Annotated in this window: 17 protein-coding genes and 1 pseudogene; 4 read left to right on the top strand and 14 right to left on the bottom strand. The window is 74.3% G+C overall.

The features are described from left to right. Positions 1-14: 14 nt before the first annotated feature. Entirely contained in the window at positions 15-1,676 is a 1,662-nt protein-coding gene (locus tag ACF1AL_RS13275; protein WP_391821342.1) for an ABC transporter family substrate-binding protein, read from the bottom strand. 187 nt (positions 1,677-1,863) lie between these two features. Between ACF1AL_RS13275 and ACF1AL_RS13270 the strand changes: the two genes are divergently transcribed. From ACF1AL_RS13270 to ACF1AL_RS13260, 3 genes are read left to right on the top strand one after another with little or no spacing between them, the layout of a single operon-like run. Beyond that, a complete protein-coding gene (locus ACF1AL_RS13270; protein WP_391821341.1) occupies positions 1,864-2,847 on the top strand; it encodes an ABC transporter permease in 984 nt (327 codons plus the stop codon). Then, the gene (locus ACF1AL_RS13265) at positions 2,844-3,695 is read left to right on the top strand and encodes an ABC transporter permease (protein WP_391660737.1); all 852 of its coding nucleotides are present in this window, start codon (positions 2,844-2,846) and stop codon (positions 3,693-3,695) included. Before ACF1AL_RS13270 ends, ACF1AL_RS13265 begins: the two co-directional genes overlap by 4 nt. Then, positions 3,692-5,788 carry a dipeptide ABC transporter ATP-binding protein gene (locus ACF1AL_RS13260; RefSeq protein WP_391825956.1) on the top strand — a complete coding sequence of 699 codons (2,097 nt, stop codon included), beginning with the start codon at positions 3,692-3,694 and terminating at the stop codon, positions 5,786-5,788. Before ACF1AL_RS13265 ends, ACF1AL_RS13260 begins: the two co-directional genes overlap by 4 nt. 15 nt (positions 5,789-5,803) lie before the next feature. On the opposite strand, the gene ACF1AL_RS13255 is transcribed toward ACF1AL_RS13260, so the two are convergent. Beyond that, the gene (locus ACF1AL_RS13255) at positions 5,804-5,944 is read right to left on the bottom strand and encodes a hypothetical protein (protein ID WP_366836137.1); all 141 of its coding nucleotides are present in this window, start codon (positions 5,942-5,944) and stop codon (positions 5,804-5,806) included. A 275-nt stretch (positions 5,945-6,219) separates the two neighbouring features. Between ACF1AL_RS13255 and ACF1AL_RS13250 the strand changes: the two genes are divergently transcribed. Then, positions 6,220-7,575 carry a helix-turn-helix domain-containing protein gene (locus ACF1AL_RS13250; RefSeq protein WP_384207851.1) on the top strand — a complete coding sequence of 452 codons (1,356 nt, stop codon included), beginning with the start codon at positions 6,220-6,222 and terminating at the stop codon, positions 7,573-7,575. 47 nt (positions 7,576-7,622) lie between these two features. On the opposite strand, the gene ACF1AL_RS13245 is transcribed toward ACF1AL_RS13250, so the two are convergent. From ACF1AL_RS13245 to ACF1AL_RS13190, 12 genes and pseudogenes are all read right to left on the bottom strand, one after another. Next, positions 7,623-9,098 (bottom strand): hypothetical protein, encoded by a 1,476-nt coding sequence (locus ACF1AL_RS13245; protein WP_391825955.1) that lies wholly within the window; start codon positions 9,096-9,098, stop codon positions 7,623-7,625. Further along, a complete protein-coding gene (locus ACF1AL_RS13240) occupies positions 9,095-9,736 on the bottom strand; it encodes a DJ-1/PfpI family protein (RefSeq protein WP_391660734.1) in 642 nt (213 codons plus the stop codon). Before ACF1AL_RS13240 ends, ACF1AL_RS13245 begins: the two co-directional genes overlap by 4 nt. A gap of 1 nt (position 9,737) precedes the next feature. Further along, positions 9,738-11,417 (bottom strand): thiamine pyrophosphate-binding protein, encoded by a 1,680-nt coding sequence (locus tag ACF1AL_RS13235; protein ID WP_391703213.1) that lies wholly within the window; start codon positions 11,415-11,417, stop codon positions 9,738-9,740. An 85-nt stretch (positions 11,418-11,502) separates the two neighbouring features. After that, the gene (locus tag ACF1AL_RS13230; RefSeq protein WP_366836320.1) at positions 11,503-12,348 is read right to left on the bottom strand and encodes a type 1 glutamine amidotransferase domain-containing protein; all 846 of its coding nucleotides are present in this window, start codon (positions 12,346-12,348) and stop codon (positions 11,503-11,505) included. Positions 12,349-12,639: 291 nt separating this feature from the next. Continuing rightward, positions 12,640-13,773: pseudogene (locus ACF1AL_RS13225) on the bottom strand (MFS transporter); the annotation flags it as partial. A 107-nt stretch (positions 13,774-13,880) separates the two neighbouring features. Next, positions 13,881-15,542, bottom strand: coding sequence for a benzoylformate decarboxylase (gene mdlC / locus ACF1AL_RS13220; protein WP_391825954.1), 1,662 nt, complete (start codon positions 15,540-15,542; stop codon positions 13,881-13,883). Next, positions 15,539-16,927, bottom strand: coding sequence for an FAD-binding oxidoreductase (locus ACF1AL_RS13215; protein WP_391825953.1), 1,389 nt, complete (start codon positions 16,925-16,927; stop codon positions 15,539-15,541). The genes mdlC and ACF1AL_RS13215 overlap by 4 nt, the downstream gene beginning before the upstream one ends. Positions 16,928-17,047: 120 nt before the next feature. Continuing rightward, positions 17,048-17,344, bottom strand: a complete 297-nt coding sequence (locus ACF1AL_RS13210) for an antibiotic biosynthesis monooxygenase family protein (RefSeq protein ID WP_391825952.1) — start codon at positions 17,342-17,344, stop codon at positions 17,048-17,050. A gap of 39 nt (positions 17,345-17,383) precedes the next feature. After that, positions 17,384-18,010 carry an NADPH-dependent F420 reductase gene (locus tag ACF1AL_RS13205; RefSeq protein WP_391660730.1) on the bottom strand — a complete coding sequence of 209 codons (627 nt, stop codon included), beginning with the start codon at positions 18,008-18,010 and terminating at the stop codon, positions 17,384-17,386. Further along, positions 18,007-18,423, bottom strand: coding sequence for a cupin domain-containing protein (locus tag ACF1AL_RS13200; protein WP_366836146.1), 417 nt, complete (start codon positions 18,421-18,423; stop codon positions 18,007-18,009). Before ACF1AL_RS13200 ends, ACF1AL_RS13205 begins: the two co-directional genes overlap by 4 nt. Before the next feature lie 481 nt (positions 18,424-18,904). Continuing rightward, entirely contained in the window at positions 18,905-20,170 is a 1,266-nt protein-coding gene (locus ACF1AL_RS13195; RefSeq protein ID WP_391703203.1) for an MFS transporter, read from the bottom strand. 56 nt (positions 20,171-20,226) lie between these two features. Next, positions 20,227-20,919, bottom strand: a complete 693-nt coding sequence (locus ACF1AL_RS13190; protein ID WP_391825951.1) for an EthD domain-containing protein — start codon at positions 20,917-20,919, stop codon at positions 20,227-20,229. Between the last annotated feature and the right edge of the window lie 12 nt (positions 20,920-20,931).

The following is a 20,931-nucleotide window of genomic DNA, read 5'->3' as shown; positions in this document are numbered from 1 at the left end:
TGTCTCGACGCCCCCTAGCGCTCCCAGCCGACGGCCGTGTAGTCGATGTCGCCGAGGCCGGCCACGCCGTAGTTGGCCAGGCCCGCGCGGACGGCGAGGACCTGGGGGCGCTGGTAGAGCAGGACGTCGTGGGCCTGCTGCCAGACGAGGGCGTCGGCCTGGTTGTACAGCCCGTTGCGGCGGGCCGGGTCGAGGGTGTGCCCGGCCTCGCGCAGCAGGGCGTCGATGCGGGGGCTGGAGACGCGGCCGTAGTTCTCGTAGACCTGGTTGCCGGCGGGCTGCCGGTAGAGGGGGTAGAGGGCGCTGGGGTAGGTCTGGCCGGTGACGCGGAAGATGGCCAGGTCGAAGTTGCCGCGGTTGAGGTACTGGGGCAGATAGGCGTCGGCGGGGACCTTCTGGATGTCCACGGCGATGCCGGCGCGGCGCAGCATCTGCTGGATCAGCTGGGACAGGTCGAGGCCGAGGCGGTTGGTGGACTGGCTGAGGACGAACCTCAGGCGCAGTTCCCGGCCGCCGCGGCGGCGGACGCCGTCGCCGGTGCGGTGCCAGCCCTGCCGGTCCAGCAGGCGTTCGGCCTCCTTCAGGTCGTAGGTGCCCCACGGCCCCGCGTGGTCGGCGTAGCCGGGCTGGTTGGTCATGAAGAAGTGGTTGCCGAGCAGGGGCACGCCGACGGGCAGGCCGTTGCCGGCGACCTCGGCCAGGGCGCGGCGGTCGACGGCGCGCAGCACGGCGCGGCGGACCTGGAGGTCGGTGAGGGGGCCGGCGGCGCCGTTGAGGGCGACCTGGACGTCGTCCCAGGCGTAACCGGTGCGGATGTCGGTGTCGCGGGCGCCGCGAAGCCGGTCGAGGACGTCGGCCGCGGCGGCGTTGACGGCGTCGATCTCGCCGTTGAGGAAGGCCTGGACGGCGGTGGAGGGGTCGAGGGTGCGGAAGACGATGCGGTCCAGGCGGGGCCGGGATCCCCACCAGCGCGGGTCGGAGACGACGGTGAGGGTCTGGCCGGCCCGGTCGGCGGTGCCGATCCGGAAGGGGCCGGCGGTGACCGGGACGCGGTCCTGCCAGGCGGTGTTGAACTGTGCGGGCGTGGCGAAGGCGGCGGCCGGGTAGAGCGGCGTGAACAGCCGCTGCCAGTCGGCGAACGGCTCCTTGAAGGTGACCCGCACCTCGTGGGCGTCGGCTCCCTGGCTCACGCCGGTGATGTCCTCGTAGCCGCTGGGGTCGGCGACCCGGTAGCGGCCGTCGCCGCGGCCGAGGGCACGCCACTGGGCGTCGAAGTCGCGCCAGCCGAGCGGTCGTCCGTCGGACCAGCGTGCGTTCGGCGCGAGCCGGTAGGTGACGGTCTGGGGCGCGGTGGAGGTGACGCTGGCGGAGCGCAGGTAGGCGGGGTCGGGGTGGGGCAGGCCGCGGGCGTCGACGCGGAACAGCCGGGGTTCGAGCAGGCCCATGATGGTGGAGACGTCGTCCCAGGCGCCGTCCACGTGGTAGGCGTTGAACTGGTGGGGCCACTGGGTGATCGGCAGGGTGAGGGTGCCGCCCTGCCGCACCTGCCCGGGCGGGCGGGGGTGGATGTCAGAACTGCCGTAGGCGGGCAGGGGTGCCCGCGAGCCGCGGGCGTCGGCGTGGTCCCGGGCGGCGGAGGTGCAGGCGGCCGGCGCGGCGCACAGGAGAAGACACATGAGAATTCGCCACCGTGTCCGGATTCCTGTGCCTGATCGCGTCATGACGTCGCCCCTCCCCCGGGGTGAAGGTCTTCGCCGAGCCGGCACGGGAATCCACGAACGGGTGTCCAAATGAGCCGGCGCGAGCTTAGCATTGGCCCATGTCAAGCAGGTGACGCCGACATGTGCCGGGAGTCCACGCGCGATGCTCGCATGGTTGGCGAAACGCCTGTCTTCTTGCTTGTTATTGCTTCTTGTTTCAACGTTTCTTTGTTACTGCCTTTCCTCGGCGGCGCTCGATCCGCGGGCCTATTACGCCCAGCAGACGCCCCGTCCCTCCGCCGCCACCGTCGACGCGCGCCTCGCCGAACTCGGGCTGGACCAACACACCCCGGTCACCGAGCGGTTCGGCCACTGGGCGTGGCGGGCGCTGCACGGCGACCTCGGCCGCACGCTCGACGGCACCTTTGTCAGCGCCGAGTTCGGCCGCCGGGTCGGGGTCACCGTACGGCTGCTGGTCACCGGGACGGTGCTGGGGACGGCGCTCGGGGTGCTCGCCGGGGTGTGGGCGGCGGTGCGCAGGGGCCGGCTGCCCGACCGGGCGCTGACGGTGTTCTCCTTCACGGTGCTCTCGGTGCCGCCGTTCGTGCTGGGGCTGGCGCTGCAGGCGGGAGCGCTCGCGGTCAACGACGCGGCGGGGCGCACCGTGATCCGCTACACCGGCGAGCGCACCCCCGGCCTGAACGGCGGCCTGCTCACGCGGTGGTGGGACGCGGCGGTGCATCTGGCGCTGCCGACGCTCGCCGTGGCTCTCGGCGCGATCGCCCTGTACAGCCGCTACCAGCGCGCGGCCACCGCGGACGTCCTCGGCTCGGACCATCTGCGCACGGCCCTGGCGAAGGGGCTCACCCCGGGGCGGGCGCTGCTGCGGCACGGGCTGCGCACCGCGCTGGTCCCGCTGACCGCGTTCTTCTCCTTCGGGTTCATCGGGGTGTTCACCGGCGCGGTCTTCACGGAGAGGGTCTACGGCTGGCACGGCATGGGCAGCTGGTTCGTCGCGTCGGTGGAGAAGGGGGACGTCAACGCCGCCGTCGCCACCGAGGTGTTCGGCGCGGCGCTCGTCCTGCTCGCCGGCCTGGTCGCCGAGGTGCTGCATGTGGCGCTCGATCCCCGGGTGCGGCCCGCGTGACGTCGTCGCTGCGCGGCCGGGCGGTGCGCCGCCGGCTGGCCGGCTCACCGGGGGCCCTGGCGGGGCTGGTCCTGCTGCTGACGCTGCTGGTGCTCGCCTTCGCCGGGCCGCACCTGTCCGGGTGGGGGTACGCCGACGTCGACTACACGGATCTGGCCGGGCCGCCCGGCGCCCGGCACTGGCTCGGCACCAACCGGATCGGCCAGGACGTGTTCGCCCAGTGCGCGCGGGGCCTGCAGAAGTCCCTGTTCGTCGGGGTGTCGGCGGCGGCGTTCGCGACCGGGCTCGCCGCGCTGGTGGGGGTGTGCGCCGGCTATGCCGGGGGCTGGACGGACCGGGTGCTGATGTTCGCCGTCGATCTGCTGCTGGTGGTGCCGGCGTTCCTGGTGCTGGTGGTGGCGGCGCCTAGGCTGCGGGCCCTGGGCACGGTGGGGTACGTCGCGCTGATCGCGGCCTTCGGATGGATGGTGACGGCGCGGGCCGTACGGGCGATGACGATGTCGCTGAAGGAGCGCCAGTTCGTGGTCGTGGCCCGGCTGATGGGCGTGCCCGCCGCGCTGGTGGTGCGCCGGCACATCCTGCCGCACCTGGCGTCCTTCCTCGTCACCGACGCCACGGTGGCGGTCGCCGGGGCCGTCGTCAGCGAGACCGGCCTGTCCTACTTCGGCTTCGGGGCGCAGCCGCCGGACGTCTCCCTGGGCACGCTCATCGCCGACTCCTCGGACGTGGCGACCACGTATCCGTGGATGTTCGCCGCACCGGCCGCGCTGCTGGTGCTGCTCCTGCTGGCGTTCCACCTCCTCGGCGAGGCGCTGCGTTCCGCACTGGACACGGGGAGCGCGCGGTGACGGAGGTGGTGCTCGACGTCCGCGGACTGCGGGTGACGCGCGCGGGAGGCCGGGGGACGCCCGAGGTGCCCCTGGTGGACGGGGTCGGGCTGCGGTTGCACCGGGGGGAAGTGCTCGGGCTGGTCGGCGAGTCGGGGGCCGGCAAGAGCCTCACCGCGCTGGCGCTGCTGGGGCTGTGTCCGCCGGGGCTGCGCGTCACCGGGTCGGTGCGGCTGCTCGGGCGGGAGCTCGTCGGAATGCCGGTGCGCGACCTGGCCCGGCTGCGCGGGCGGCACATCGCCCTGGTGTTCCAGGACGCGCTCGGCGCGCTCAACCCGGTGCAGCGGGTCGGCGACCAGATCGGTGAGGTGCTGCGCATCCACGAACGGCCCCGGCCCGCCCGGGACTCGGCACTGCGCCGGGCCGTGGAGCTGCTCGACGCGGTCGGGGTGCCGGAGCCGCACCGGGCCGCGCGCTGCCGTCCCCACGAGCTGTCCGGCGGGACGCGGCAGCGGGCGCTGATCGCCATGGCGATGGCCGGCGACCCGGACGTGATCGTGGCGGACGAGCCGACCAGTGCGCTCGATGTCACCGTCCAGGCGCAGGTGCTCGGCGCCCTGACGGCGGCCCGCCGCGCCACGGGGGCCGCGCTGCTGCTGGTCACCCATGATCTGGGAGTGGTCGCGGGCGCGGCGGACCGCGTCGCGGTGATGTACGCCGGGCGGATCGTGGAGAGCGCCGGGTGCGCGGAGCTGTTCGCCCGGCCCCGGATGCCGTACACCAAGGGGCTGATCGGTGCCGTGCCGCGGGTCGACGCGGCGGTGCCGCCGACGCCGGTGCCGGGTGATCCGCCCGTGGCGGGCGCGCGGGGCGGCGGCTGCGCGTTCGCGCCGCGCTGTCCGCTGGCGCAGCCGGTCTGCAGGGAGCGGACGCCCGAACTCGACGGCGAAGGAGGGCATCTGGCGGCCTGTCATCGGGCCGGCGAGGCGGTGCGGCTGCGGGCGGAGGAGCTGTTCCTGACATCGGCTGCGGCGGCGCCGGCGCGGTCGGCCGGCAGGGCCGTCGGCGGGGAACCGGTGCTGCGGGTCAGCGGGTTCGCCAAGTCCTTCGCCCCGCCCGGCCGCGGACTCCTGCGGCGTGGGCCGCGCCCGGCGGAGGTGCGCGCCGTGGAGGAGGTCGATCTGGAGATCGGCCCGGGCGAGACCCTCGGCCTGGTCGGCGAGTCCGCCGCGGGGAAGTCCACCACGCTGCTGGAGGTGGTGTCGCTCGCGGTGCCGCAGGCCGGGCGGATCGAGGTCCTCGGGCAGGACACGGCCGGGCTGTCCCGCGAGGCGGCCCGGCGGCTGCGCGGCGCGGTGCAGTACGTGCCGCAGGACCCGATGTCGAGCCTGGACCCGCGGATGCCCGTGGGGGACGTGGTCGCGGAGCCGCTGTGGGTGCAGCGGTGGCCGGCCGAACGGATCGCCGCCCGGGTCGCGCGGGTGCTGCGGCTGGTCGGGCTCGGTCCCGGGGACGCGGAGCGCCATCCGCACGAGTTCTCCGGCGGGCAGCGCCAGCGCATCGCGATCGCCCGGGCGCTGGCGGCCGGGCCCCGGCTGCTGCTGCTCGACGAGCCCGTCTCCGCGCTGGACGTGTCGGTGCGGGCCGGGATCCTCGACCTGCTGCGCAGGCTGAAGGAGGATCCCGGCCCGTCGGCGCTGTTCGTCTCGCACGACCTGGCCGCGGTACGGCATGTCGCCGACCGGGTCGCGGTGATGCTGGCCGGTCGCGTCGTCGAGACCGGCGGGGTCACGGAGGTGTTCGGACGGCCGGGCCATCCGTACACCAGGGCGCTGCTCGATGCGGTGCCCGTGCCGGATCCGGCGGTCGAGCGGGCGCGGGCGGCCGTGGTGCTGCGGAGCGATCCGCCGGCGGTCGGCGTGCCGGCGGCGGGGTGCCGGTTCAGGACACGTTGCCCCGTGTTCACCTCACTGCCGCCGGACGGGCGGCAGAAATGCGAGCGGGAAATTCCGGTGGCGACCGTGGAAAGCGTGGGGGGCGTGGGGGGCGGACGGTCAGTCGCGTGTCATTTTCCGCTCACCGGCGATGCGGCCGTCCCCGGAACGGGTCGGTGACGCTCCGGCCGGCCGTCAGCAGCACAGGCCCGGACCGTTCTCGATGGCCACCTTCGGCCGCTCCTTGGCGTCGCCCGATTGCACCAGCAGGCCCCCGCCGACGAGACCGACGGCGACGAACAACGCCACGAGAAATGCGAAGAACCGTGCATTCATTATCCCACTCCATTCTCTCGCCATGCCACCATGTCGCGCTATTTCTTTTTTCTGGGTGAGCTCAGTCAATCGGACAATTACAGATCAAGTCAAGCGTGAATTCCGGAAAGGGGAATTATGGAATCGGAGTTTCCCTTTCCCGTTGCACGGCGGAGCAAGGGACCGCCGGACGGGCATTATCGGCCGCGCGGACGCCTGACCCATTGGCGTGACCCAGTCATGCTGGTAGCGTGATCTATGACAGACGTAGTCATGCGCTCACCCTGGGAAGCCACATGGATCACAGCGAGAGCTCTTCTCCGGTTCTGGTGGGCAGGCGGATTCGCGACCTGCGCGTGAAACTCGGACTCAAGCAGCAGGATCTGGCTTCCACGGACATCTCCGCGAGCTACATCTCCCTGATCGAATCAGGCAAAAGGGCTCCCTCGGACGCGGTACTGGGCACCCTCGCCCGGAAACTGGGATGCTCCCCGGACCATCTGCGCACCGGTCGTGACGACCACGCCCTGGAAGACGCCCGGCTGAAGCTGTCCTTCGCCGAAATGGCCCTGCGCAACGGCGACAACGGGGAGGCCCTCCAGTCCTTCGGCGAGCTGCTCGCCAAGCCCGCCCTCCTCGACGCCCCGATGCGGCTGCGGGCGCGGATCGGCCAGGCGACGGCGCTGGAGAAGCTCGACCGGATCGAGGCCGCGATCCCCGTGCTGGAGGAGCTGGCCAAGGATCCCTCGCTCGCCGCCGGCTCGGACGAGTGGTGCCGCGTCTCGGTCGCGCTCAGCCGCTGCTACCGGAACAAGGGCGACGTCAGCCTGAGCATCGAGATCGGCGAGCGCGCCCTGGCCACGCTCGACGCCCTGGGGCTCGATGTCACCATGGACCACATCCAGGTCGGGTCGACGCTCATCGGCTCCTATCTGATGCGCGGCGACCTCACCCGTGCCCACCTGCTCGCGGACAAGCTGATCGCGGCCGCGGAGGAACACGGCGGCCGGTCCGGGCGGGGCGCCGTGTACTGGAACGCCGGCATGGTGGCGCTGTCCCGGCGGCAGCTCCCGGAGGCCCTGGCCCTGACCGAGCGGGCCCTCGCCCTGATGGCCGACGACGACAACCTGCGCCATGTCGCGATGCTCAAGATGAACGTCGCCTGGCTGGAGCTGCAGTCGGAGCACGCCGACCCGGTGCGCGCCCGGGACCTGCTCGAGGACGCCGGGCAGACGCTCGCCGAGCTCGGTTCGGCCGTCGAACAGGCCCGCTGCGAGATCTGCCTGGTCGACGCCAACACCCGGCTGGGCCGGTGGGACGAGGCCGCCGACCACGCCCACCGCGCCCTCGGGCTGCTCAGCTCCGGCCCCCGGGTGGAGGCGGTCGGCGCGCGGGTGCGGCTCGCCGAGATCCATCTGCTGCGCGGCGAGACGGACACCGGGCTGCAGGCGCTGCACGCGGCGACCCGGCAGCTGCGGCACTTCGCGCCGTCGTACGAGACCGCGCAGGAGTGGCGGCACATCGGTGACGTGTGGAAGCGCCAGGGCCGCACCAAGGAGGCGCTGAACGCCTACGAACAGGCCCTGCACGCCTCCGGCATGCCGGCGACCTACGACCCGGCGCGGGCCGTGAGCCCGCAGCACCAGAGCTGATCCGCGCCGCGCCGCGGCCGTCCTTCCCACTCCCCCGTCGGCATGCATCAGGTCACCGCACCCGCCAGCCGGTGGACGGCGGCCAGCGGCACCGGTAACCAGTGCGGGCGGTGTCTCGCCTCGTACACGGCCTCGTACACGGCCCGTTCCGCCTCGAACGCGGTGAGCTGTTCGGTACGGCAGGACGGGTCCTCGCCGCCGGCGGCCGTGTAACCGGCGCAGAACGCGCGGCGGTTGCGCAGCGCCCAGGCGTCGGCGCGGCGGCGCCGGCGGGCCTGCTCGGCCGGGTTCGCCGCGTCGCCGAGCGCGTCCAGCGCGGTGCGCGCGGCGTAGTCGAAGGAGCGCAGCACGCCCGCCACGTCGCGCAGCACCGGCTGCGGCAGCACCCGTTCGCCCGCTGGCGTCGCGGGCTCGCCCTCGAAGTCGACGATGTGCCAGCCGCCCGGCGTGTACAGGGCCTGACCGAGGTGCAGGTCGCCGTGGGTGCGCTGGGCGAGCACCGGGCAGCCGCGGCCCGCGAGGCGGCCGTAGGCGTCGAAGACGGCCGTCAGCCGCGTCTGGTGGCGGCCGAGCTGCGGGACCTCGCGGACGGCGTCGGCGAGCCGCCGCTTCATGCGGGCCGCGTCCTCGGCGATCTCCGCCGCGCTCAGCCGCCCGCGCGGGAAGGCGCGCGCGAGGGCCTGGTGGACCTCGGCCACGGCCTGGCCCAGGGTGCGGACCCGCGCGGTGAACGCGCCGCCGGTGCCGTCGGTGTCGGGGAGGTGGTCGCGGGCGCTGCGGACCGCGCTGGTCCAGCCGTCCTCGGCGCCGGGGACGAACTCCTCGATCAGTCCGAGGGTGAGCGACTCGCCGTCGGGGTCGGTCAGGTGCAGGGAGCCGTACAGGCGGGGGGTGCGCGGGCAGTCCTGGGCGGTCAGCGCGCGCAGCACCTCGGACTCGGTGTGCGGGCCGGGTTCCGGGCGCCGGTAGAGCTTGAGCAGCAGCCGGTCGCCGTAGGCCACCGCGCTGTTGCTCTGCTCGCCGGTCAGCAGGCGCGGGACCAGGCCGACCGGCAGCGGATAGCGCCCGGCGCGTTCCAGCCGCAGGCCCGGGGCACGGTCGGCGGCCAGCGCGCGCAGGAGCATGCCGGTGAGCGCCGGGTCGGCCAGCGCGTCGTAGACCTGCTCCCCCGCCCACGGTCCGTGCGGGACGGTGCCGAGGGTGTGCGGGGCGAGGCGTTCGGGCAGGTCGGGGCGGACTCCGAGGAGCAGTTGGTAACGGGTGCCGGCGGCCGGTGCGGTGGGGCCGTGCGCGGTGACCACCGCTACGACGAGAGCCCCCGCGCCCTCGCGTACCACCGTCGCCGTGCAGGGCAGGAGCCGGTCCACCCGGGTCCCCTCGTACCAGCGGCGCTCCGCCAGCCAGGGGGTGAGCAGGGGCAGCAGCGGGCCGAGCACCGCGTCCGCGGAGAAAGGATCCTCCGGGACGCGGTACCGGACCTCCGGTACGCCGGGGGCGCCACCGGATTCCACCGGGGCACTCACGGCAGGGCCACCGTGGCCGGCGGCGCCGGCTGCCGTGGCGGGGTCCAGGCGGGTGCCGTCAGCCCCCGGGCCCGGACGGCGAGCAGGTCGATGATGGTACGGGCGAACAGATGGCAGTGCTCGCCGGTGCGCGCGGTGACCAGGTCGTCGTCGACCACCACGTCCTGGTCGACGTAGACGCCGCCCATGTTGCGCAGGTCGCCGAGGAGGTTGTTGTGGACGACCGCGTGCCGGCCGCGGACCAGGCCCTCGACCGGCGCGGCCAGCCACATGCCGTGGCAGATGATGCCCTTGACGATGGCCGGGTCGGCGAACGCGCGGCGCAGGAAGCGCGCGGCGGGCGGCAGTTGCCGGGGGTCCTCGGTGTAGCGCAGCCGGTCGGCGACCATGCCGGAGGGCACGATGACGGCGCTGAACTCCTTCAGCGCGAACTCGTCGACGTCCTCGAAGGACTCGGTGACCGTGAACGGCATGCGGTGCTCGTGCCCCTGGAAGGTCATCTCCTCCTGGCCCCACAGCCGGGTCAGAAAGTGCAGTTCGGCGCCCTCCTCGGGGAAGCGGTGCTGGTAGTACAGGATCTCGGGTTCGTAGAAGTCGCTCTCCAGCAGTACGGCGATCTTGTGCCCGGTCAGTCGCACCTCAGCGTCCCTTCCCCCGTCCGGTGACCAGGTCGATCAGGAACGGGCCCGGGTGCCCCAGCGCCTCGGCCACCGCGGACGCCGCCTGGTCCGGCTTCTCCACGCGCACCGCGGGCACGCCGAGGGAGTGCGAGAGGGCGGCGAAGTCGATGGCGGGCGAGGAGAGGTCGAAGATCTCCGGGTGCTCGTGGGCGGGGATGCCCTGCTCCTGCCAGTACTGGTCGATGTTGTGTTCCAGCAGCCGGTAGCTGCCGTTGTTGCAGATCACGAACTTCGCGCCGATGCCGTGGCGGGCCGCCGTCCACAGCGCCTGGATGGTGTACATGCTGCCGCCGTCGCCGGTGAAGCCGACCACGGTCGCCTCCGGGTGGGCGAGCTGCGCGCCGAGCGCGCCGGGGATGCCGACACCGAGCGAGCCGCCGCGTGTCTGCAGCCAGCGGCCGGGTTCGGCGGCCGGCAGCGGACCGAACAGGTCCGGGGAGGCGGTCAGCGACTCATCGAACAGGACGCTGTCCGCGGGCAGTCGCCGGGCCAGCTCCTCCGCGAAGGCCACGTGCGGCAGGTCCGCCGCGGCGGCGGCCTCGCGGGAGCGGCGCGCGGCGGCGGCGCGCGCCTCGGCGCGGAGGGCGCCGCCCTCGCGCAGCCGGCCCGCCGCGGCTGTGCGCTGCTCCTCGCTCATGGCGCCGGTCAGGGCGTCGGCGAGCAGCGCGAGCGCGCGCTTGGGGTCGGCCACCAGGCCCAGGTCGACGGGGAAGTTCTTGGCGATCGCATCGGTGTCCAGGTCGATGTGGACGACCGGGACCCCGTCACCGAAGACGCCGTCGAGGGCCGGGAAGACCTCCGGGAGGGCGTACGTGCCGCACAGCAGCACCGCGTCGGCGGCCCCGGTGATCCGGCGGCTGGACTCGCCGAACATGTGGCCGAGCTGGCCGGCGTAGGCGGGGTGGTCCGTGGCCAGGTTGGCCTCCGCCCAGTCCGCGCCCCACACCTCGGCGCCCCACACCTCGGCGAGGCGGGCCAGCTCCCGCTGGGCGCCGGCGAAGTGGACGCCGTCGCCCGCGACCACGATCGGGTTGCGGGCGCCCGCCAGCAGGGCCGCCGCGCGCCGCACCGCCTCCGGGTCGGGGACGGCGGAGGTGTCCGGGTAGGACACCTCCACCGCCTCCTCGGCGGTGGGCCGGTCCATCACGTCGGCCGGCAGCACGACGAGGACCGGCCCGTACGGCGGAGTGCCCGCGACCTTGAAGGCGCGGCGCAGCACCCGCAGCGTGGAGTCGGGGTCGACCACGCGGGTGGCCCACTTGGTGACCGGCTCGGCCATGCCGACGAGGTCGGCGTACATCTGCGCCTCCATCGCCTCGTAGCGCAGGCCGGCCTCGCCGACCACCACCACGAGCGGGGCGTGGCCGCGCATGGCCTGGTAGAGCATGCCGATGCCGTTGCCGAGTCCCACGCCGGAGTGCAGCTGGACGACGGCCGGCCGGCGGGTCGCGCGGGCGTAGCCGTCGGCCATGCCGACGGCCACGGACTCGTGCAGGGCGAGCACGTACTCGGTGCCGGGAAAGTGGCGCAGTTCGTCCAGGAAGCCCTGCTCGACCGTGCCGGGGTTGCCGAACATGTGGCTCACCCCGGCCGCCTGCAGTTGTTCCCAGAACGCTGCCCGCGCCGGCCTGCTGCCCATGTCTGCCGCCTCTCGTCCTTGGTCGCGGATCGGGTGGTGGTGCGCGTGCCGCCTCGGGCCGCTTCCGCGTGCGGTGCCGGTGGGGTTACGCCTGCGGCTGCGGGGTGAAGCCCCACTGGCGCAGGCCCTGCTCCAGGACCTCGACCGTCTTCTGTCCGGTGAGGTAGGAGTCGGGGGTGGAACGGCCGGTGATGAACGGGTAGTCCACGATCACCGACGTGGTCTTGCCGAAGTTGCCGTGGTAGGCGCCGCCGGGTGCGGTCGCGTCCCGCAGGATGTACTCCAGCGGGTACGGGGGCGGGCCCATGTTGAAGTCGGTGCCGACGAAGCCGGTGCCGTCCAGGTAGTCGTACTCGATGCAGTGCCCGGTGACGTGCTTGCCTCGGATGATGCTCTGGCGGTCCTCCTGGTCCCGGGCGAAGGCCAGGCAGGTCACGCCGTAGCACTCGGCCGCGATGGGCCGGTCCAGGGCGTGGAAGGCGAGGATCAGGTCGTGCACCCGCCAGTTGTTGGCGAGGTCGACGATCGGGCCGCTGCCGCCGACGATGAGAAGCGCGTCGTAGCGGTCGGCGATCTGCTCGCGGACCTTCTCCAGGCGGCTGTTGTACGCCTCCCAGTCGCGCAGGAAGTACGGCTGGGAGCGGTAGGGCCGGTCGGGCAGCCAGGAGGACAGGTCCAGCGGGTTGTCCAGGCGGTCGGAGGCCTCGACGGCCTTGACCTTCGCGGCCATCTCCGGCGTGGTGACGGACCGGCCGAGCGGCGGGTCGATGTAGTCGGGGTCCATGCTCGGGGGCAGCGCCACGGGGCGCTTGCCGGTCGGGGTGGCGAAGGTGACGTGGTACCCCGCCTTGTCGAACGTCTCCAGGGGGCCGATGAGTTCCTCGCCCCAGTAGCCGTACTCCGACAGGACGACGAGAATGCGCCTGCTCATGGGGGATGTTCCTCTCGTTCGGTGCTCGAATCGGACACGCGAACCACCGAACCCCTGTCTAGTTTTCGGCACGTGGCCCGGGCCAGGAGCCGGCCCGGAGGACGGCACACATCCCGAAGTGGCAGGACGCACTCCGTCATATCGGCGCGCGACCAGGCCCGTCGGCCAGTGCCGGGCGGCCGCGACCGCGGCAACGGTCAGCACACCGGCGAGGACGGCCGCCGCGGCGAACACCGCGCGGATCCGCCCGGCCGCCAGCTGCTCCGCCGCCAGCGCGACGGCCAGGCCGCCGGAGAGCACGCCGGAGGTGGCGAACAGCGAGGCCGCGGTGGCCCGCCGGCCGGGCGGCAGCATCCGGGGCAGCCAGGTCTGCAGGGTGCTGTGCAGGAAGCTCCAGGACAGGCCGAGCAGGACGGCGCACGCCGTGAGGGCGGCCGGGCCGGTGCGCAGCGCGGCCGCCGCGGCCGCCACGAGGGCGGCCAGACCGCCGACGGCGAGGAGTCGGGGCGGAGCGGTGCGGGCGGCGCACCGGCGCACCAGGACGCTGCCGGTGAGCACGGCCACGCCGTACGCCACGGCGACGGCCGTTCCGCCGTCGTCGCCGTGCGCCACGAGGGCGGGGGCCAGCAGGGCGGGTACGGCGAGGAGTACGGCGCCTTCGGCTGCGCCGAGCAGGACGACGAGGGTCAGGACGTGGCGTGCTGGGCGCTTTGCGGGGTCGGGTTCGGGTCTGGCCTCGGCTTCGCCTTCGGCCGTGTGGTTCCCACCCGCACCACCCGTGCGGGTTTCGTGGTCGGGTGCGGGTGGCCCCTGTGGGAGGTGCTCGCCGTCGGCGGCCGCGGGTCCGGGCGTGGGGGTGCGGGCGGTCGGGGTCCGGGTGGCGCTCCGGGTGCGGGTGGTCGGGGTCCGGGTGGCGCTCCGGGTGCGGGTGGAGGCCGGGAGGGTGATCCAGACCGCTGTGGTGAGGGCGGACAGGGTGAGGAAGACCAGGCGCCAGGTGGTGAGGGCGGTCAGGGCGGCCGCCGCCAGGGGGGCCGCCACGGCGCTCGCGGCGGAGACCGCGAGGGCGTCGGCGAAGCGGCGGTGGCGGGACTGCGGTGTGGTGCCCGTCTCGTGGCAGTACAGCGCCACCGCCGGGGTGACCGCCGCGTACGCCGCCCCGGTCGCGGTGCGCAGGGCGAGCCAGGCCGCCGCGCCGCCGCACAGCGCGCCGGCCGCCGAGGCGAGCGCCGCGAGGGCGAGGCCGCAGCGCAGGACGGGCAGCGGGCCGTGCCGGTCGGCGAGGCGGCCCCACAGCGGCAGCGCCAGCCCGTGGCCCAGCGAGTACGCCCCGACGGCCGCCGTCACCGTGCCGGTGCCGGTGCCGAGGCCGGCCGCGAGCGGGGCGAGCAGCGGCGCGGTGACGTGCCAGTCGGCGTTGCCCACCGCCGTGGCCCAGCGCAGCGGCGCGGGGCACCGGTCGGGATCGTCCCGGGACGGACGGACGCCCCCCGCTCGGCGGAGGGCGTCCAGGTCGTGCCGGGTGCCGGTGTTCACAGACGGAACAGGCCCGGGTCGGCGACGACGACGTCGAGCAGGACGGGGCCGTCGGCGCTCAGCGCGCTCTTGAGCGCCTCGCGCAGCCCGTCCGGGGTCTCGACGCGCTCGCCGCGCACACCGAAGCCGCGGGCCAGCTGGGCCATGTCGACACCGCTCAGGTCCCAGCCCTTCTGCCAGGACTTCTGGTCCTGCAGGTAGTACTTCAGGGACAGGTAGCCGGCGTTGTCGGGGATGACGAAGGTGACGGGCACCCGATGCTGCGCCGCGGTCCACAGGGCGTGCAGCGTGTACTGCGCGGAGCCCTCGCCGACCACGACGACCGTACGGCGGTCGGGGTGGGCCAGCGCGTAGCCGACGGCGCCCGCGAAGGGGAAGCCGAGCGCGCCGCTGGCGGTGGCGAAGTAGCCGTTGTCCGCGCCGAGCGGGATCTGCTCGTGGAAGTCGGCGCGGGCGATCGGCAGCTCCTCGAACAGCACGGCGTCGTCGGGGAGTTCCTGCGACAGCAGGTGGAACAGGTACGCCTGGGTGAGCGGCGCCGACGGCTCCGGGACCGGCACCGGCTCGCGCACCGGGGTGAGCGCGACCCGCTCCCGCTCGGTCACCAGCGGCACCAGGGCCTTGACGACGGCGCCGGGCGGGGCGACGAAGCTCGCGTTCGCCAGCGTCGCCGCGGCGGCCTGCGGGTTGTCGGTGACGTGCAGGAACTCCACGTCGGCGGTGAGCGTCGGCCGCGGGGTGCGGTCCAGCTCGGCGGGCGCGGTGGAGAACAGGTCCCACGCGGTGAACAGCGTGAACGCCGGACCGCCGAGCACCACCACGACGTCGTGCTGCGCCGCGAGCCGCTCGTTGACCAGCTCCGGGATGGGCGGCAGGACGCCGGCGAACAGCGGGTGGTTCTCGGGGAACGCGCCGCGGTTCCACACGGGGGCGCCCCACACGCGCGCGTTCAGCTTCTCCGCGAGCGCGATCAGGTCGCCGCGCGCGCCCTGCGCGTCCACCGGGCCGCCGGCCACGATGCCGGGGCGCTCGGCGCCGTCCAGGGCGTCGGCGATGCGGCGCAGCACCGCCGGGTCGGGCACGACGGCGCTTGCCACCTCGGGGATGCGCACCGGCTCCGGGTCGGCCGGGCGGACCCAGTCGTCCTCGGGGACGGCCACGAACACCGGGCCCTGCGGGGCCTGCTTCGCTATCTGGTACGCCTGCGCGATGAGCGCCGGCACGTCCTGGGGGCGGCCGGGCTCGCCCGCCCACTTGATGTACGGCTTGGGCAGCTGGGTGGCGTCCTTGGCGACCAGGAACGGGTCGCCGAGCAGCATCTTGCGCGCCTGCTGCCCGCCCAGGATCACCATCGGCGTGTTCGCCGCGGCCGCCGTGTAGACGCTGCCCATGGCGTTGCCGAGGCCGGGGCCGCCGTTGATGAGCACCAGGGCGGGTTCGCCGGTGGCCTGGGCGTAGCCGTCGGCCATGCCGACGACGGCGGCCTCCTGCAGACCCATGACGAACCGGAACTCGTCCTCGGGCCAGTACTCGAACAGCTTCATCTCGGTGTGGCTGGGGTTGCTGAAGACGGTCGTCAGGCCCAGCCGGCGCAGCACGTCGAGCGTCTCGTCCCGCACGGTGCGGAAGTCGGGCGCCTCTTCGGTCGTGGACATCATGCTCCTGAGGTCGTGTCGGTCGGTTCGAGCGCCGCCACCGCGCGGAAGAGGTGGTCCGGGTCGTAGCGGTCCTTGACCTCGGCCAGCCGGCCCGTGTGCGGGCCGAACGCGGCGGCGGTGCGCTGGTACTCGTCCGGTCCGAGCAGGTTGGGGTAGCCGCCGGGCAGGGCCTGCCCGGCGAGTGCCTCGGACAGCTCGCGCGCCCAGCGGCGGTGCGGCGCCGGGTCCTGCCCGGGCTCCCAGGCGGCGCCGATCTCGACGAGCAGATGGTCACGGCGCAGCGCGAACGCGGTGTCGTCGACGCCGACGCGGGCGGCCGCGCCGTGGAAGTGGTGCACGTACATCCCGGAGTACGGCGAGGTCACCGTGCGGGCGGCGGCCACGATCGCGTCGATGGACTCGTCGGTGAACGCGGGCAGCCAGCGGGTGCGCACCTCGTTGTGCCGGCCGTCCACGACGACCTGGTCGAACATGCCGAGGACGGCGGCGTACTCCTGCGGGCAGACGGTGCCGGCCAGCGGGGTGCCGAGGCGGGCCAGGCGGTCGGCGACCGGGCGGCCGGCCTCGATGTCGCCGGACCACACCGGCAGCACGTACACCAGGGGTTCGCCGCCGGGGCCGCCGAAGAAGCCGGTCATCACGGTGAGTTCGTCGGGTGCCTCGGCGACCAGCTCACGGTAGCCGCGCAGCACGGCGCCGGCCTGGGCGAGCGGGAAGAGCAGCATGCCCGCGAGGACGGTGCTCACCGGGTGCAGGGCGAGGTGCAGTTCGGTGACGACGCCGAAGTTGCCGCCGCCGCCACGCAGCGCCCAGAACAGGTCGGGGTGCTCCTCGGGGCTCGCGGTGACGGCGCGGCCGTCGGCGAGGACGACGCGCGCGCCGAGCAGGTTGTCCAGGGCGAGCCCGCAGCGCCCGGCGAGCAGGCCGTAGCCGCCGGCCAGGGTCACGCCGGCCAGGCCGACCGCCTTGACGGTGCCGGTGACGGGGGCCAGGCCGTGCGTGCGGGTCGCCTCCAGGACGTCGCCGGCGCGGGCGCCGCCCTGGGCGACGGCGGTGCCCGAGGCGCGGTCCACGGCGACGGCGCGCAGCGCGGACAGGTCGAGCACCAGGCCGCCGTCCACCAGGGCGCGACCCGCCCAGTCGTGGCCGCCGCCGCGCACGGCGAGCGGCAGCCGGTGGGTGCGGGCGAGGCGGACGGCCCGGGAGACGTCCTGCTCGTCGGCGGGGCGGGCGACGGCCGCGGGGGCCGCGTCGACTGCGCCGTTCCACAGGCGCCGGGCGGTCGCGTACCCGGCGTCGCCGGGGGTGAGCAGCTCGCCCCGCAGGCCGGTGCGCAAGGCGCGCACGGCGGCCGCCGACGCGGGGCTGGTCGTTGGGAGTGCCATGGGTCCACCACTTCTCGTCCGGCCCGGCGGGCGTGACCGTGGGGCGCGGGTCACGGCTGCGCCGGGCGGCGGGTTGGGCGGGGGTCCGGCCCGCGGGACGGGCCCCGGGGGTGCGAGGGGTCAGCCCTCGATCAGCTCGTAGCGGCCCGGCTGCACGGTCTCCAGGTCGACGGCGGCGAGAAAGGCCTGGGTCTCGGGCGCGGAGAAGAAGGCCGCGATGGTGGCCTCGGCGTCCTCGGGAGTCCGCCAGTGCACGACCACCAGGTACTCGCCGTCGGCGCTGCGCGCCGTGCTGCGGGTGAGAAAGCCGGGGCGGCTCTGCAGGTACTCCTTCTCCATGGTGCGGTTGCGCTCCTGGAACTCGGCGTCGCCGACCTCGGGGCGGATCTTGAAGCGGATGGTCTCCACGATGGTCATGACGACCACCTCTCTGTCTCGGGGGGCCTCGGCGGCGGGTCAGGGGGCGAGGACGACCTGGCCGGGGCGCAGCGGGCGGTTGAAGACGGGGGTGCCGGGCTGCTGGCGGCGGCCGCCCTCGGCGAGCGGGCCGGTCGGCAGGGGCGCGAAGCCCAGCTCGTCGAGGAGATCGGTGACGAGCCGGTTGGCCTCGGTGTCGTCGCCGGCGACGAACAGCGCGGTGCGTTCCTCGCGGGGCGCGCCGGGCCGGGCCAGGTCGAGCAGGTACTTGTAGTTGAGCGTGTTGACCGCCTTGACCACGCGGGCGCCCGGCAGATGGGCGGCGATCAGCTCGGACGACGTGGTCCGGCCGCTCTCCAGTTCGGCGTGCGCGCCGTCCCGGCTCGGGGTGTGATTGGTGGTGTCGACGACGACCTTCCCGGCGAGCGGGCCGGCGGGCAGGGTGTCGTAGGCGCCGAACGGGATGGCCACGATCACCAGCGGGTCGCCGAAGGCGATCGCCTCCTCCACGGTCGCCGCGCGGGCGCGGGGGCCGAGTTCGGCGACGAGGCCGGTGAGCGAGGCGGGGCCGCGGCGGTTGGCGACGGCGACGTCGTGGCCGGCGGCGGTGAGCAGCCGGGCCATCGTGCCGCCGATCTCACCGCTGCCCAGGATGCCGATCCTCATGAAGCTGTCTCTCCCTGCCCGCCCGGGCGGTTGTAGGCGTACGACTCGTTGTGGTCGTCGTCGTCCGGGACGAACTCGGTGACGACGTGTTCGGCGGCGTGGATGTTCACCATGCGGGCCCGGCCGGGGCCCAGATTGGCGAACTTGTGCGGCACGCCGGCCGGGACGACGACGATGTCGTCCGGGGTGGCGTCGGCCTTCTCGCCGCCGGCCTCCAGGCGCACCGTGCCCTCGACGATGATGAAGATCTCCTCGTAGGGGTGGCTGTGGCGCGGGGGGCCGGCGTCGGTGGCGACGTCGACGATGAACGCCGAGACGGTGATCCCGTCGTGGTCGCTCGCGTTGAGGATGTGGGCCGCCACCTCGCCGTTGATCTGCACGGTGGGCAGGCTGTCCTTGGCGATGATCTGCATGGGTCCGTCCTTTCGACGGGTCCGGGCGGTCCGGCCGGGCGACGGCCGCGGGCCGGGCGCGCGGTGGCCTGGAGGCCGGGAGTACGGGCCGCCCCGTGACCTGGGGGCCGGAAGTACCGGCCGCCCCGGTGATCCGGGGCCGGAAATACCGGCCGCCCGGTGACCGGTGGACCGGGCATGCCCGGCCTCGCGGTGGGCCGTGCGGCTCCCGCTGTGGGGAGCGCCGCCCAGGGGCGGCGGCCCGCCCGCGTGGGGCGCGCCGCCGGCGCGGGGCCGCCCCGCGGGTGCCGCGAGTGGTGCGGGTCCGTGCGTGGCCGGGCCGGCCTCGTTCCGGGCGAACCCGCAGGCGATGGCGCGGGGTTGGCCTGCGGGCCGCAGCGGTGCCCACGCCGGCCGGTCCGGCACAGTCCGGGCGAGGGCCCGGGCCGCCGGAACCGGCTCGGCGTGGTCCGCCTCGGGGCGAGGCGGACCGGGCGGTGGGTCAGGCCGGGCGGGGCGGGGCTTCGACCGCGTCCGTTGCCGCGGTCCGGGTGGTGTCCGGGGTCTCGGACGGGGTGGGCTCGGCCGCCGGGGGGCGCAGCCAGCGGGAGGCCGCCCAGGTCGCGGGGAGGGCGACGAACATGACGGTGAGGGCCAGGACGACGACGGAGTCGACGCCGTGGCTCTCCACCGCCCAGCCGCCGACCGCCGCGCCGCCCGCGATGCCCGCGTTGACGGCGGAAGCACCGAGGGTGGCGGCGAGGTCGCCGCCGGGGCCGGCGAGGCTGATCACCCGCAGCTGGAAGGAGGGCACCAGGCCGAAGCCGACCAGGCCCCACACCGCGAGCGCGACGGCGGTCAGCGCCGGGTTCTTCCCGACGAAGTGCAGCGCCGTCAGGATCAGCGCGAGCGCCAGGTTGGCGACCACCAGGGTGCGGGCCGCGCCGCGGTCCGCGAACCGGCCGCCGCCGAACACGCCGACGGCGCTGGCGACGCCGTACACCAGCAGGAAGGCGCTGACCACGCCGCCGGAGATGCCGGTGACGTCCTCCAGGTAGGAGGCGAGGTAGGTGAAGGCCGCGAACTGGCCGCCGAGCAGCAGCAGTCCGACGCCGAGCTGGGCCAGCACCCGGGGCGCGAAGGCGTGCCGGGCCTGCGAGCCCAGTCCGGCCGGGCCGGTGATGCCGACCCGCGGAACCAGGACGAGCGTGGCGACGAGCGCGACCGCGGTGAGCGCGACGATGCCGGCGAACGTGGCCTGCCAGCCGATCTGCTGGCCGACCAGCGTGCCGAGCGGCACGCCGATCACCGTGGAGACGGCGATGCCGCCGAACACCATGGCCACGGCCCGCCCCTGCTGCCCGGGCGGCACCAGATGGGCGGCGAGCGCGGAGGCGACGCCGATGAACAGGCCGTGGACGGCACCGGAGACGACGCGGGCCAGCACCAGCACACCGAAGGCGCTCGTGGCGGCGGCCAGCGCGTTGGCGGCGAGGAACACCGCCAGCGCCGACCACAGCAGCAGATGACGGCCGAGCTTGATGGTCACGGCCGTCAGCAGCGGCCCGCCGACGCAGATGCCGAGCGCGTAGGCGGTGACCAGCAGTCCGGCGGTGCCGACCGAGACGTCGGTGTCCTTGGCGATGAGGTTCAGGATGCCGACGATGACGAGTTCCGCCGTGCCGATGACGAACGCGCCCAGGGCCAGGGTGGCGAGGGCGGGGCCGGTACGGGTCCCGCTCCGTCCGGGCTGCGTGGAAGTAGTCACAGGAACACCTCTACTTGTGTGCGTGGTACGGGCCGGCCGGGCGGGGGCGCCCGGGCTCAGCTGTTCTCGGAGCCGATGACCCAGTGCTCGCGGACCGCCATCCGGTGCAGATAGCGGGGCTCCACGAACTGCTTCAGGTCCTCGACGGCCGCGGCGAACTGCGGGGAGTCCACGGCCTTCTCGAGCGCCTCGACGCTGTCGAAGGACAGCAGGTACGCGGCGTCGAGGAGCGCCTCGCCGATGGCGTAGGCGCCGTCCCGGGTGAAGCACTGCAGGTAGCGGCGCAGTCCGGGGACGTCCAGCATCTGCTCGGCGTGGGCGCCGAGGCTGCGGTAGCGGAAGGCCTCGACGCTCGTGCCGTTGCTGCGCTTGGCGAGCAGCACGAGCTTGACCCCCTCGGGCGGGGCCGGGTGGTCGCCTGCGCGCAGCACGTGCGCGTCGGTGTCGAGGACGACGGTGCGCCAGAAGGCGGCCCACCGCGGCTCGTCCAGCCGCGCGCCCTCGAGGAACTCGGGGGTCTGCAGCGAGGCGAGCTGCTCCTGCTCGTTCTCCAGCCAGATCTCGGCTATCCCGCTCCACAGCGGGTCGTCGGGCTCCGGGCCCAAGGGGATGCGGGTGTCGATGAGGTACTTCTTGATCTGCGGGATCTTGCTCGCGTACTGCACGGCGTGCACGTCGACCCAGTAGTCCTGGAACTCCTTCTCGGACATCCCGGGCTTGGGGTGGGCGAAGATCAACTGGTGGATCATGGCGGCCTCCGG

Origin of the sequence: Streptomyces sp. NPDC014801, from assembly GCF_043082085.1 — a bacterium.
GTDB lineage: Bacteria > Actinomycetota > Actinomycetes > Streptomycetales > Streptomycetaceae > Streptomyces.
The sequence above is the reverse complement of the archived record's forward strand: the minus strand, read 5'-3'. Positions and strand labels throughout refer to the sequence as shown.

Coding starts and splice junctions, on each gene's coding strand:
- ACF1AL_RS13230 (WP_366836320.1), bottom strand. CDS start 12,348: ATGAGCAGGCGCATTCTCGTCGTCCTGTCGGAGTACGGCTACTGGGGC.
- ACF1AL_RS13255 (WP_366836137.1), bottom strand. CDS start 5,944: ATGAATGCACGGTTCTTCGCATTTCTCGTGGCGTTGTTCGTCGCCGTC.
- mdlC (WP_391825954.1), bottom strand. CDS start 15,542: ATGATGTCCACGACCGAAGAGGCGCCCGACTTCCGCACCGTGCGGGAC.
- ACF1AL_RS13215 (WP_391825953.1), bottom strand. CDS start 16,927: ATGGCACTCCCAACGACCAGCCCCGCGTCGGCGGCCGCCGTGCGCGCC.
- ACF1AL_RS13210 (WP_391825952.1), bottom strand. CDS start 17,344: ATGACCATCGTGGAGACCATCCGCTTCAAGATCCGCCCCGAGGTCGGC.
- ACF1AL_RS13200 (WP_366836146.1), bottom strand. CDS start 18,423: ATGCAGATCATCGCCAAGGACAGCCTGCCCACCGTGCAGATCAACGGC.
- ACF1AL_RS13250 (WP_384207851.1), top strand. CDS start 6,220: ATGGATCACAGCGAGAGCTCTTCTCCGGTTCTGGTGGGCAGGCGGATT.
- ACF1AL_RS13270 (WP_391821341.1), top strand. CDS start 1,864: ATGCTCGCATGGTTGGCGAAACGCCTGTCTTCTTGCTTGTTATTGCTT.
- ACF1AL_RS13205 (WP_391660730.1), bottom strand. CDS start 18,010: ATGAGGATCGGCATCCTGGGCAGCGGTGAGATCGGCGGCACGATGGCC.
- ACF1AL_RS13190 (WP_391825951.1), bottom strand. CDS start 20,919: ATGATCCACCAGTTGATCTTCGCCCACCCCAAGCCCGGGATGTCCGAG.
- ACF1AL_RS13275 (WP_391821342.1), bottom strand. CDS start 1,676: ATGTGTCTTCTCCTGTGCGCCGCGCCGGCCGCCTGCACCTCCGCCGCC.
- ACF1AL_RS13235 (WP_391703213.1), bottom strand. CDS start 11,417: ATGGGCAGCAGGCCGGCGCGGGCAGCGTTCTGGGAACAACTGCAGGCG.